This is a genomic window from Alloprevotella rava (genome assembly GCF_014195585.1).
GTDB lineage: Bacteria > Bacteroidota > Bacteroidia > Bacteroidales > Bacteroidaceae > Alloprevotella > Alloprevotella rava.
In genome coordinates this window covers 15,644-29,617 of the sequence record NZ_JACICA010000007.1, presented here as the reverse complement: position 1 = coordinate 29,617, position 13,974 = coordinate 15,644, and the positions used below count along the sequence as shown (strand labels likewise).

The following is a 13,974-nucleotide window of genomic DNA, read 5'->3' as shown; positions in this document are numbered from 1 at the left end:
TTTAACTTGGGGCTTGCTGTTTTTAAAACTTCTAAACGATGCTCTGTAAAAACAATACTTTGTCATCTTCCTGATTTTATCATACAGAAGTACAAAAAAATAAGTTTTCTTTTTTCTTCATCATTTTTATTTTAACTTTGCGGAAATAGATTATACCCAAACTATGAAAGGAATTGTTCTTGCAGGTGGTAGTGGTACTCGCCTCTATCCTATAACAAAAGGTATTAGTAAACAACTTATACCCATTTTCGACAAGCCCATGGTGTACTATCCCATCTCCGTACTAATGCTTGCTGGAATACGCGATATATTACTCATATCTACTCCACAGGATCTCCCCGGATTCAAACGACTCTTAGGAAATGGTTCTTCCTATGGCGTAAATATCAGCTATGCAGAACAGCCTAGTCCCGACGGCTTGGCTCAAGCTTTCATAATTGGCGAAGAATTTATTGGAAACGACAGTGTGTGCCTTGTGCTAGGCGACAACATATTTCATGGCAACGACTTCCGTCAGCTTCTTATTGAAGCTGTTCACAATGCAAAAAAGGAAAGTAAAGCCACCGTCTTTGGCTATCATGTTAATGACCCGCAGCGCTATGGTGTTGTAGAGTTTAATGATGAAGGTAAAGCTGTAAGTATTGAAGAGAAACCAACTCAACCTAAATCAAACTACGCGGTGGTGGGACTCTATTTCTACCCTAATAAGGTTGTCAATGTTGCCAAGACCATTAAACCTTCAAAACGTGGAGAATTGGAGATCACCACTGTCAATGAACGCTTTCTCAACGATAATGAACTGATGGTTCAGACACTTGGCAGAGGTTTTGCATGGCTAGATACTGGAACTCACGACTCACTCAGCGAAGCAAGCACCTATATTGAAGTCATCGAAAAACGTACGGGACTAAAGGTTGGATGCCTCGAAGGAATTGCATATGAAATGGGATGGATTACAGCAGAACAATTGCAAGAAATTGCTGAACCAATGAAGAAAAATGAGTATGGGCAATACCTGCTAAAACTCATTGAAAATTAAGAAGAAAAGTATGCTTACTAAGCTATCTCAATTTCTAGTAGCTCTGCTATTTATTATATGCAGTCCTACTTTTGCACAGACGAAAGGTCTCCCCGACTTTTCGTCTGCAACATTTGTCCGAATCACTTCGTTAGACGATCTGCAAGATGGTGCTTTTATCCTCATAGGAGGTACAGACACGAAAGATGAAAGCCTTTACACCATGACGAATAAGGAAAATAAAAACAAACTACAAGCTCGCCTTATTCCTAACGGTATTCCCTCTATTCTTTCTCCTAATAATGCGGCCGAAGTTTGGACACTCCATACGAAAGCTCAAGGATTTTCCATCCTTACATCTGACAAGAAAAAAGCTATTTCTGCGAAAGCTAGAGACCTATACCTCAGTGATCCTAATAATGGAGATACATGGACTATTAAAGGCTATGAAGGAAATCGTTTTCTTATCTGTAATAATACTGACAAAGAACGCTCCATTGGGCTTGCTGTCTATGATGCAAACTCTTCTTATTTTGGTTATTTCACAAAAACAGGAGCAGACAAGCCAGGTGTAATACTCTATAAATATGCTGGTCCGGCAGAAGAAAAAAAAGGCGAAGCTACACTTCCAGCCAATGGCCAACGCGTTGCTATTACCTCAACACAAAATCAGCTTTTACATAAGGCTCCATCAGTTGATGTCTCAGATGTTCTGCTCTGCGATGGTAGCTTGGCTTCTGGTGATTATTCTGTATGGACAGCAAAAGTAAACAATGAGCATTTTATGCTTATGGATATATCTGAAGCATATCTACAATATAATCTCTCCAATGAAAAAGCTGAAAACTTGTGGCAAATCCTAAATGGAAGAATAGCAACACTTGAAGCTAGCCCCCGATTTCTTTTGGAAAAAGATGGAGTTTTCTTTCTAAGCAGCAAGGTCCAAGATGGTAATACCTGTATTTTCAGAAAGGTACAAAATAATCCCACGAGTGAAATAAAAGAAGGTCTTCGTATTTTGCAAGGAGGATGGAGCGCAAGTCTTTTGGCCAATATAGAATGGGAAGAAGGGGGTAATTTAGATCTATCGCATATTACTCTCCCACGCTATCCGCAATCTTTCAAGAAAAGAAGTAAGACCTCAAATCAAATAACTTATATAGCGGAAGATCAAATCGGTAGCATTCCTACAAGTTGGACTTTAATAGCAACAAACAAACAACTAATCCGAGGAGGCGAACTGACAGACAGGTCGGAAGTAAGCATAGGAAAAAGTCTTAATGCTGATGCAGGACAACTAACTTACTCACGCCAACTCATCGATAAGAATTGGGAGACACTTTGTATTCCTTTTACGGCAGTAGTACCAGATGGATTTCAAGCTGAAGAGTTACAAAGCTATGCTGATAGCCAGTTGAAATTTACTCCCACAAATACAATAACTGCCAATGTCCCAGTCATCATTCGGAGTACTGGAGCTAAAACTATATTGATCCTGACAAATACGGGAGGGGATTTTATCACAGATATGGCTCCTAAAGCAGCTTTCCGTAGTAACTACGGGGCACTAAAAATAAATCAAACAGACGAAGCCTATTTCTTAGGCAATGAAGGACAGAGTTTTGTTAAAGCAGCAAAGGATAGTAAGCTATCCCCATTTCGAGCCTATATTCACATTGAAGCAGCTCCGTCAAGAATAAGGATAAACCCCTATACAGAACAGAAATATTAAGATTAGAAATAATAAAACAAAAAACAAGAATGATTATAGCAGTAGATTTTGATGGCACAATCGTTGAGCACCGCTATCCAACTATCGGAAAAGAAATTCCATTTGCTACCGCCACACTCCGCCAGCTTATGGAGGATGGTCATAAGCTCATCCTGTGGACAGTGCGTGAGGGAGATCTCCAGCAAGAAGCTATTGATTGGTGTGCCGAACATGGCGTTCGCTTCTATGCTGTTAATGGATATTTAGATGAGGATAATACCGAAGACCATGATGCGGAGCGAAGATCGAACAAACATTATAGTCGCAAACTCAAAGTAGATTGCTTCATAGATGATCGTAATGTAGGAGGGTTGCCCGATTGGGGAGCCATTTATCAAATGATTTCTCGACATATTAGCTACGAGCAATACATAGAAGAGCAACTCGGCCATGCCACCAGGAAAGAACCTCGCAAGAAAAAGCATTGGTGGAATTTCTAAAAACTAAAAGAGTAGCAATTCACTGATACGTCCAAAACAAAAACTATGAAGATTTTTTCTCAACAACAGTTGCCCGACATTGATGCAGCTACCATTCAAGAACAGAATATAAAATCCATAGATCTTATGGAACGTGCTGCTCAATACGTCAGTCTATACCTTTCGAGCCTTAGCTATTCCCGCTACGTCATCTTTGCAGGACCAGGCAACAATGGTGGAGACGCATTAGCTGTAGCTCGCTTGCTAGCAGCAAAAGAAGGCAACAACGTCACGGCTTATCTCTTCAATATAGGCAAAGGACTAAGTAGCAACTGCGAAGCAAATCGCAATCGGTTGGCTGAATGCCCCAATGTAAACTTTACAGAGATTACTGAAAAGTTTGAGCCTCCACAGCTTTCTGAAGATGCCGTTATTGTTGATGGCCTTTTCGGAACTGGACTCAACAAGCCACTCAACGGAGGTTTTGGAGCTTTGGTGCAATTCTTCAATGCGTCTCCAGCGCACATTGTTAGTATTGATATGCCCTCTGGACTTATGTGCGAGAACAATGCACAGAACGTACGCAACCATATCGTGCGGGCAAATACAACGATAACTTTTGGTGCTCCTAAGATCGCTCAACTGATGGCCGACAACCACGAATTTGTGGGTAAGCTCATAGTGGCAGATATCGGCCTCTCAGATGGAAAAAGTAAAGGATTAGATTCTAACTATGAATTCACGGATAAAGAAGACATTAAGAATATTATACGAGAGCGCGATTCTTTTGGACACAAAGGGAGCTTCGGTCATTCTCTCCTTATTGCAGGTACGTACGGAATGGCAGGTGCAGCAATTCTTGCAACCCGTGCTTGTCTTCGTAGCGGTGTAGGAAAAGTCACAGTCCGAACTCCTCATCGCAACAACAACATCCTACAAATAGCGGTTCCAGAAGCAGTGCTAAATCTCGATAGCCACGAGAAATATTTTTCGGCGCCTATCAATACAGATGACTATAACGCTTTAGCTATAGGTCCAGGCCTTGGAACGAGCCACGACACTGCCGTAGCTTTTATTGAACAGGTGAGACGCACTCGCATCCCTTTAGTTATTGATGCAGACGGCCTTAATATTTTAGCCGACCATAAAGGCTGGATACAACAAATCCCTTCTGATACCATTCTTACACCGCATTTTCGAGAAATGCAGCGCATCGGTTCTCATTGCACCGACTCCTATTCTGCGCTTACCGAAGCACAAGAAATGGCAGTAAAGCATAGTTTCTTCATTATCCTTAAGGGACATTTCACGGCAATTTGCACGCCCGAAGGCAAAACATTCTTCAATTCTACAGGTAACAGCGGAATGGCAACAGCAGGTAGTGGCGATGTCCTTACAGGTATTATATGCGCTTTATTAGCACAAAAATACACACAGACGGAAGCTTGCAGATTGGGAGTATATATACACGGATTAGCAGGTGACATTGCTGCTAACAAACTGGGCGAAACCTCACTCATTGCTTCTGACATTATTGAAGCAATCCCAGAAGCCTTCTTGCAACTTTCAGCCAAAGATGCTGAAAAGGCACCTTCACCAGATTTTTTGATTTTGAAATGAAAAAGTTTTTCGCATTTTTACTTTGCTGTTTTTACAGTCTTTTATCAACCGCACAAACAGAAGTAACTCCCTACCAACCAGGGATAACAGAGAATGGTATTACTTACTTTCTACCTAAAACAGCATTCCACATTGTAGTAACAATGACGCGCACCTCATACAAGCCGGGACGCTTAGCTGCATACGCGGAAGTATATCTGCGCCAAAACAATGTGTCGAAAGAGGCCTATGATGAATGGACGATTCAGAGTGTACGCATTGAGCCCTATGGCACACCAGATAAGAGCCAAGCCTATACCATCAAGTTGAAGCCACGTACCTCTGCCCCTCTTGTAAGCCTCACACGCGAAGGGCTCTTATTAGGAATCAATACTGCTATACGATTGCCAGGAGAACTTACGCAACCTTCCATCACACAGGTTGTTGTAGATACCGCTGAAAACTTTGGAACACAGGAAATGCTTGCTGCTGGCAATATCGATAAACTAGCTCAACTCACTGCCGAAGAGATTTTCAATATTCGTGAAAGCCGCTCTGCTTTGGCTAAAGGAGAAGCTGACTTTATGCCGCAAGATGGCGAGCAATTAAAACTAATGATGGCAAGTTTAGACAAACAAGAAGCAGGACTTCTAAAACTTTTCCTTGGAACACGTACTTCTGAAACTCGCGTCAGTACTGTAAATTGTGTACTCAATGTTCCTATTGAAAAAGGAATACTCTGCCGCTTTTCCTCTCAACGTGGTCTACTCAATCAAGACGATACAGAAGGTCTACCTGTCTATATCTGTATGACCTCTCTTGAGAATCTTCCCCAAGCGGTTGAAACTACACAGAAAAAACAAGAAGACGATGTTCGATACGTTGTTCCTGCCGTAGCCCAAGTTAAGATTTTTGATGACAAACAAATATATACAAATTTAGAAACACCTGTTGCACAACTCGGCCGTATTGAACATCTTGGAGGTGATTTATTTAATAAGAAAATGAAAACACATATCACCTTTTCTCCAGAAACAGGTGGGATTCTTCGCATTGAGGCGGAAGGACAGAATCAATAAGATGTAACATTCATTTAAAGATGCTGATCTATAACTTATAACATCCTCTCTTTAATTCAAAATGAAAAAAACTCTCGCTCTTTCCTTTTTACTTCTTTTGTGCTTTCCCTTGATGGCGCGTAAAGTAGTATATAAAATGAGTCAATTCGGTATTCGCCCCAACAACTCTGATAATACTGCAGCCTTAACAAAGTTTCTCCAAAACCATCCCCCCCAATTGGGAAATAAAGATGAAATTATTCTCCGCTTTGATAAAGGCACCTATAACTTTCGCCTAGAAGAAGCTCCAGAGATAGAATGTTATATTTCAAACCATGACCAACAGCCTTTGAGAAAGGCTATTTTCTATCTGAACCACTACGAAAATCTTACGATTGACGGAGGTGGAGCACAATTTCTCTTCCAAGGAGCCTTACTCCCTGTAGTATTGAACTATTGTGGGAATGTCACATTAAAAAACTTTTCGATTGATTTTATTGATCCGCAGATAGAACAAGTAGAAATCGTTAAAAGTGACACCACGGGAATTCGCTTTAAGCTCTCGCCATCTCCTCATAAAGACAAAGAGTATCAGTGGTTTTTTACCGAACAGGGATATTTTGAGACACAAGGAGAAAACTGGCGTTCCCACTTTGCTTGGGGAATTGGTTTCGACAAAGAAACACGCCACATTCTTTATAACACTGGCGATTTAGGCATAAACCTTCTTAACTGCCGTCAAGGGGGAGAAACCTTTTATGCACCTAATTGGAAAGACTTGCGACTCAAAACAGGAAATATTGTAGCAATGCGCAACTTCAATCGCCCCTGCCCCGCTATCTTTCTAAATGAGAGCAAAAATACAAAGCTTCAAAATGTCACTGTGAACTATGCGTGGGGAATGGGACTTATCGCACAGCGTTGTACAGATATCACCCTCAACAGCTTTAATGTATATCCTTCCCAAGGGCGCTATTTCTCCACACAAGCAGATGCCACCCACTTTTCGCAATGCCGCGGAAAAATTATTTCATGCAAAGGCACATATGAGGGAATGATGGACGATGCTATCAACGTACATGGAGTATATCTCCGTATCCTTCAGCGCAAGGATGATCATACTGCAATTTGCGCCTTCATGCATAGTCAAGCGTATGGGTTTAATTGGGGAAACACGGGCGACAGCATTCGCTTCATCAACTCCTCCACACTTGACTCTGTACAGACAAATATTATCACGGCGATCCGTCCACAAGATGCTGTAACATTGCAAGGAATGAAAAGTTTCCTCATCAGTTTTCGTGATCCAATACCATCTGATGCAGATTGTATAGAAAACCTTGAATGGACTCCTTCTATCGTTTTTTCGGGTAATACAATACGCAATAATCGTGCTCGAGGCGCACTCTTCAGTAGCCCCAAATACACCCTGTGCGAAAACAATCTTTTCGACCACACTTCAGGTTCTGCGATCCTTCTTAGTGGAGATGCCAACGGTTGGTACGAAAGTGGCCCTGTGAACAATGTAATCATTCGGAGGAATCGTTTCATCAATGCGCTCACAAGTAGATATCAATTTACCAACGCTATTATTTCCATCTACCCAGAGATTCCGGAACTTAAAAACCAGCGTAATTACTACCATAATCGCATTTCCATAGAAAAGAATCTGTTTGATACTTTTGGTACTCCACTGGTGTATGCTAAAAGTGTTCGCCATCTAATTTTCAGAAACAATCAGGTGAAGAAGAATTCCGAATTTTCTCCATTCTTAAATAATACTCAATCCATAATTACAGAAAAAGTAGAAAAAACGACAAAGGATTAGACTTCCTCCACAAAGCAAAAGGTCATAGAAATGTGCCCAACAAGCAAAAACGGCTCAAATGCAGCAAAGGGAGTAAGACTACTTCCTTGAACACGACTTAGCACAAAAAAGAAATTGCATAGATGATATATAAAATAATCGTTCTCGATTTGGACGGAACACTAACTAATGAGAAAAAAGAAATCACGCCGCGCACAAAAGAAGCACTCATCAAAGCTCAAGAACAAGGACTGAAAGTAGTTCTCGCATCAGGCCGTCCTACTTATGGCATCACTGCGCTCGCCGAAGAATTGGAGCTACCACGCTTTGAAGGCTATATTCTAGCATTCAATGGCGGGCGTATTATTGACTGCAAAAACAACAAGGTAGTATTTGAACAAACGCTCGACGAAACGCTTGTTCCCAAACTCTACAATAGCAGTCGTGAAGCAGGCTTGGAAATATTAACCTATAAGGGAGAGGGCATCATCGCAACAAAAAAGACAGATCAATACGTTCAAATTGAAGCTTCTATCAACAAGATGAAAGTAGAGGAAGCAAGTGATTTCCTCCAACAAATTGAATATCCTATTAATAAATGTCTCATTGTGGGCGCTCCCACTCCTCTTCATCAATTAGAACTACAATTGGCTGAACAACTAAAAGGAAAGATAGATATATATCGTTCTGCGGACTACTTCCTCGAATGTGTACCCGTAGGTATTGACAAAGCAACATCGCTCAACCGGCTTATCACAGAACTACACATACAATCTGAAGAAATCATTGCGTGTGGTGATAACTATAACGATCTAAGTATGATAAATTTTGCAGGTCTAGGCGTTGCAATGGCCAATGCTCCAAGCGAGATTCAGAAACAAGCTAACTACGTCACTTACTCCAACGAAGAAGAAGGCGTTGCCCACGTAGTAGAAAAATTCATTTTAGATCAAAAATAAGAGTTTTTTCGGCAAATAATAAGGTAAGCCTAAGAAAGAAACATTCGCAATTATTACTCCTAAAAATACAATAAGCGCGTCAGCTGACATCCTTATTCTGTCGACTGATATCCTTATTGTATTTTCAAACGCAATAAGGATATTTAAGACTGTTGAAATAGCTAAAGAAACAGGAAGTAAAATTATTGAACTAGAGCAAACATCATATTATCCCAAAGTGATGTCTGGTGCTTTTGTTGAGAATATATACTATGGATTTTGGTCTGATAAAACATTATACAAATACTTTATTAAGTATCTTTTTGGCAAGATATGCACTCTGCCCCAAATACATCACCACGTTTATTCAGATGTTGTCCAATCACACGCATATCGTCTTCTAAAAGACAATAACATAAATCCTTTAAACTAAGAATGAGTAAATTATATTATGTAGATAAGGTTAATAAACTATTGGTTTCACAAAGAGTTTTATCTAAGAGAAGCCATCTTTTGGTTTGGGGAAAATTAATATCATTTTGCCTTATGATTATTGCTGGATGGAATGGACTGGATGGTTTCCCTAATATATGGTTGTCTCTCTCGGTCATATGCCTTCTTGTTTATCTATTTTTTGTGTATGCAGATAATAGAGTTGATAGAAAAAGAGAGCATAACCAACAGATGATACAATTTTACGAAGATGAGATTGGATATTTGGGTAATGAGTTTTCTTTTCAAGACGGCAGTGAATATATAGATATACACTCGCCATATTCTTATGATTTAGATATATTTGGCCCTGGGTCTTTGTTTCAAAGATTAAACCGAACCACAACAGTGCCTGGTGAGAAAGCTCTTGCACACAGGCTGATCAATGTGAACACAAGAATATCTAAGAACGATATAGACCAGGATGCAATAAACGAGCTTATGTTGTCGTCAGATTTTCGTGAGGATTATTTATCAACCCCTCACTTTAAGTCTAAAGTGAGGGGAACTAGCATGTACTCTAATGTGAATACGATGCCAGATAAAAACATTAAATGGCTTCAAATATTTCCTATTTGTAGTTTTTTGTTGATTCTGTATCTTATACTTAGCTACATACTTGTAGGAAAAATAAGTTCTATCACATCGGCAACCTTAACAGTATTATTTGTATTACAATTATTTATAACGATAGCGTTAAGCAGTAAGCTTAAAACAGCCTTTTGTGTTTCCAAATCAATAATAGACTTCAATAAAGGTTATATGCCTGTCATTAAAAAGATTTCCGCTTATAACTTTAAGGCTTCGGAGCTTCGGGAAATTCGTAATATAGCTCAAGAGTATCTTGAGGATTTAAAATCAATTCAACGAATTGAAAGTATATATGCTTTGAGAGCGAATCCTTTTTTATGGTTGCTTCTGAATGGCTTTCTGTCGATAGACGTTATGGAAGTTCTGAAATTTCAGCGATGGAAAGTAAGAAGATTAGCAAGCCTTCCTACGTTGTTAGAAAGTATAGGGAAGATTGAGACTTTAGCAAGCTTTGCTCAATTCAATTTTAATCACGCTGATTATTGCATTGCAAAGCCGCAAGAGAATATGCTAATCAATATGAAAAATGGGAAGCATCCTTTTTTGGGAAACTCAGGTGTTGGAAATGATTTCTCGATTTCAAAAGGTTCTATTTCTATTATAACGGGAGCTAATATGTCTGGTAAAAGTACGTTTTTAAGAACGATAGCTCTTAATCTTATTTTGGCAAAAAATGGATGTCGTGTTCCTGCTGATAAGTTCTATTTTAATCCCAACTCGCAAATATTTACAAGTATGAGAACTCGTGATGATATTAAAGGTGGGATATCCTATTTTCAATCTGAAATAATAAGACTGGACAAAGCTATAGACGTTGCATTAAACACTCCTAACGTAATTCTTTTTCTGGATGAAGTGCTTAAAGGAACTAATTCTGTAGACAAGTTAGAAGGGACTAAAAAACTTTTGAGTTTCTTTGTGGAAAATGGGATTACAACAGTATTAGCAACACATGATATAGATGTTACATCTTTGGAATTATCAGGAGTTAAAAGGAACTATTGTTTTGAGATAACCGCAGAAAATCCTCCGAGTTATCCTTACAAACTAACCAATGGAGTATGCCAGAATAAGAATGCTACTTTTTTAATCAATTGTATTTTGCAAAAACAACATAAATGAAAACTCTCATATTAAACACGTTTTCAACGTTCTCAACATTTCCAATGTTTAATCCTGCATACTTAAAAGGGGTCCTTCTAAGGGATGGAATAGAATGTGAACATATAGATATCAATCAAATAATTTGTTCCAAACTATTGAGTAAGGATTTCCTGCAATCTTTGGTATTCAATAAAAATAACGTGAGTTCGACGAATTCAGAACAATGTAAGCTGTATGCCAATGGTCCTTTGTACATTGATACACGGCTTCTTTGGAAATTATTGCTGTCCGGTAAAAGTTTTACACGGCAAAAAAATAAGGCTGAAACCCTCTTGTAGGATTCCAGTCTCTTTTGTTACTTTGCTTGTTGCAAAAAAACTCTAGTAACATGAGCAAAAGTACATATTTTACCGGGCAAATGCAAGAAAAAGGTTGATTTATGTAGATTGATGGTAAGTGGTTGAGAATGTGTGAGAAATACGGATTATTGCCGCGTGCTGCTTTGATGGTGAAAGTGCAGAAAATGTGGATTTGTGCAGAAGATACGTTACCAAATCGTTAGCCAAATGTGTGTGGATAAAGCGAGGTAACGATAAGCAGTTTGTACAGTGGTATCGATTTTTGATATTATGGTGTTTATGCACTGACTCACAACATTTTGCATAACCGAAAACGCTTCAAAAACGGGTAACTTTGCCCACAAAAACAGAAGCGTATGCAAAAAGGAAAAATGAAGGTTTTGCTCTACCTCAAAAAGAGCGGTTTGGACAAGTCGGGCAGGCTCCGATTATGGGACGGATAACCTACAATCGCACGATGGCTCAATTCAGCAGTAAGCTTTCGTGTCTCCCAAAGTTGTGGAATGTGCGAGAGAGCCGATTGAATGGCAAGAGCCATGAAGCAGTGGCAACCAATGCAAAGTTGGAACAGCTGCTCCTCTCTGTACAACGAGCGTACCAAACGCTTTGTGATAGAGGTATAGAGTCCTCTGCAAAAGAAATCAAGGAACAGTTTCAGGGTTCAATGCAGAACCGCACTACGTTCTTGCAACGCTACGACCAAATGGTGGAAGACGAGAAGCAATTGGTTGGTGTGGAGATTACGGCACGTTGGCACTCGATGTATTACATGCTCCGAAAGCATCTGCAAGTCTTTATACAAGAGCGATACCATACCGGCGACATCACCTTTGGGCAACTAACCGAGGATTTCTTGGACGGCTTGCATCAATACAGCGTGGGGAAACATGGTCATTCACAGAGTTATTACCGCAAGATGGCTTTGGCGGTCAAGAAAGTATGCCGTTTGGCTTTTCGTGAGGGTATCATAGACCGTCCTCTCTTTGACCTTGTCAAGATAGACAGAGGAGAAAATAAACAGCCCAGAGCTTTGGACAGGGCTTTTTTGGACAAGATAAGGCAAATTCGATTAGAGGAGGATGAAACAGAACTGACACTTGCCCGTAACCTTTTCCTGTTCACCTGCAACACAGGCACAGCCTTTTGCGACATGATGAATCTGCGCAAGGAACATCTTGTGCAGGATGATGCAGGGGCTATGTGGCTTAAATTCAGAAGACAAAAGACTAATACCCTTTGTCGGGTAAAACTTCTGCCCCAAGCCGTTGCTCTGCTTGATACATACCATTCGGATGAACGGGACACGCTTTTGCCGACTATCAGTTACGAAACCTACCGTTTCCTCCTGAAAGCCCTACAACTGAGAGCAGGGATTGCCATTCCCTTGACCGCACATATAGGACGGCACACCTTTGCAACATTGATAACCTTGGAGAATGGAGTGCCGATTGAAACTGTGAGTAAAATGCTTGGTCATAGCAAGATTGAGACCACCGAGCGTTATGCCCATGTAACACCGAAGAAAGTATTCGAGGAGTTTGGTCGTTTTCTTTCTTTCACCGCAGATTTAACCCTTAGCCTTTAATATTATGCGTAGCACATTCAATATCCTATTCTACATCAATCGTAGCAAACTGAGAACAGATGGCACTACGACTATCCTTTGCCGTATTACGATAGACGGTTCAAAAGTGGTAATGTCCACAGGAGAAAGTATCTCTCCCCAAGATTGGAGTGTGAAGCGACAAGCGTCGAATAATAAGAAACTAAATCAACGCTTACAATTGTTTAGAAAGAAGATTGAACAGGGCTATAATACGTTGCTTCTGCAATTTGGTGCGGTGAGTGCCGAGTTGCTTAAAAACCACTTGCAAGGTGTCGGCTCAAATCCTACCACATTGCTTGCTCTTAGCCGAGAGGAACTGTCAATCGTTCAATCCACAAGGGCTTCAGGTACTTACCAAAGCTGCCGTAGCTATCACAGGCAGTTGGAAAGTTTTGTGGAAAGTAAAGGTGTAGCGGATATTCCTCTGACAACTCTTACTATGGAGTTTTTCGATGATTATCGCATCCACTTCAAAAGAAAAGGTTATGCCTTGTCCTCAACGAAACAAAATCTCTTTTGGTTAAGTCGTTTGATGTATAGGGCTGTGAGCCGGCAAACCATTCGTTATAATCCTTTTGAGGATGCCAAGTATGAGCGAGTGGAGCGAAAAATTCGCTGTTTGAGTAAGATGGAGGTTGCCCGTCTGTTGGCTATGCCCTTGCAAAATGGACAGGCGGAATTTGTGCGGAGGATGTTTCTTTTCTCCGTATTCACAGGTTTGGCTTTTGCTGATGTTAGCAAGTTGCGGTACTGTGATATTCAGACGAACAATGCCGGAATACGCTATATCCGTCAGTACAGAAAAAAGACAGGTGTAGAGAGCATCACGCCCCTGCACCCGATTGCCGAGCAGATACTCTCGCTTTACCCACTGAAAGACAAGAAAGAGGATACCCCCATCTTTGCAACCTCGATGAGTAGAATACAGATAGGTATGCACCTCAAGGCTATTGGTCTGGCTTGTGCCATTCGACAGTCCCTTTCCTTTCATGTAGCCCGCCATTCTTTCGGTGCGCTGACATTGGAAGCAGGCATACCGATTGAGAGTATTGCCAAGATGATGGGACATGCCTCCATTGCGAGTACACAGATTTATGCTCAAATCACGGATAATAAGATTTCAAAGGATATGGATAGGCTAATAGAGAAATATGAGTAACAAAGAAACAAGGCGAAGAATGTTTTAATCCTGATCTTCGCCTTGTTTAAAAT

9 protein-coding genes and 1 pseudogene are annotated in these 13,974 nt (G+C 40.4%); all 10 read left to right on the top strand.

The window, feature by feature from the left end; translation table 11 throughout:
* Positions 1-163 precede the first annotated feature (163 nt).
* A complete protein-coding gene (rfbA, locus tag FHS60_RS06830) occupies positions 164-1,039 on the top strand; it encodes a glucose-1-phosphate thymidylyltransferase RfbA (protein ID WP_183696876.1) in 876 nt (291 codons plus the stop codon).
* A complete protein-coding gene (locus tag FHS60_RS06825; RefSeq protein WP_183696873.1) occupies positions 1,029-2,750 on the top strand; it encodes a hypothetical protein in 1,722 nt (573 codons plus the stop codon). Before rfbA ends, FHS60_RS06825 begins: the two co-directional genes overlap by 11 nt.
* Positions 2,751-2,779: 29 nt before the next feature.
* Positions 2,780-3,229 carry a BT0820 family HAD-type phosphatase gene (locus FHS60_RS06820; protein ID WP_009346772.1) on the top strand — a complete coding sequence of 150 codons (450 nt, stop codon included), beginning with the start codon at positions 2,780-2,782 and terminating at the stop codon, positions 3,227-3,229.
* A 45-nt stretch (positions 3,230-3,274) separates the two neighbouring features.
* Positions 3,275-4,828, top strand: coding sequence for an NAD(P)H-hydrate dehydratase (locus tag FHS60_RS06815; protein WP_183696870.1), 1,554 nt, complete (start codon positions 3,275-3,277; stop codon positions 4,826-4,828).
* Positions 4,825-5,886, top strand: a complete 1,062-nt coding sequence (locus FHS60_RS06810) for a DUF4831 family protein (RefSeq protein WP_183696867.1) — start codon at positions 4,825-4,827, stop codon at positions 5,884-5,886. The genes FHS60_RS06815 and FHS60_RS06810 overlap by 4 nt, the downstream gene beginning before the upstream one ends.
* Positions 5,887-5,947: 61 nt before the next feature.
* The gene (locus FHS60_RS06805; RefSeq protein ID WP_183696864.1) at positions 5,948-7,693 is read left to right on the top strand and encodes an alpha-1,3-galactosidase-related protein; all 1,746 of its coding nucleotides are present in this window, start codon (positions 5,948-5,950) and stop codon (positions 7,691-7,693) included.
* 122 nt (positions 7,694-7,815) lie between these two features.
* A complete protein-coding gene (locus FHS60_RS06800) occupies positions 7,816-8,631 on the top strand; it encodes a Cof-type HAD-IIB family hydrolase (RefSeq protein ID WP_183696861.1) in 816 nt (271 codons plus the stop codon).
* 414 nt (positions 8,632-9,045) lie between these two features.
* Positions 9,046-10,815 (top strand): MutS-related protein, encoded by a 1,770-nt coding sequence (locus tag FHS60_RS06795; protein ID WP_183696858.1) that lies wholly within the window; start codon positions 9,046-9,048, stop codon positions 10,813-10,815.
* A 697-nt stretch (positions 10,816-11,512) separates the two neighbouring features.
* Positions 11,513-12,741: pseudogene (locus tag FHS60_RS06790) on the top strand (site-specific integrase).
* Between the two features lie 4 nt (positions 12,742-12,745).
* Positions 12,746-13,921: a site-specific integrase gene (locus FHS60_RS06785; protein WP_183696854.1), complete on the top strand. Its 1,176-nt coding sequence runs from the start codon at positions 12,746-12,748 to the stop codon at positions 13,919-13,921.
* The last annotated feature ends 53 nt before the right edge of the window (positions 13,922-13,974 follow it).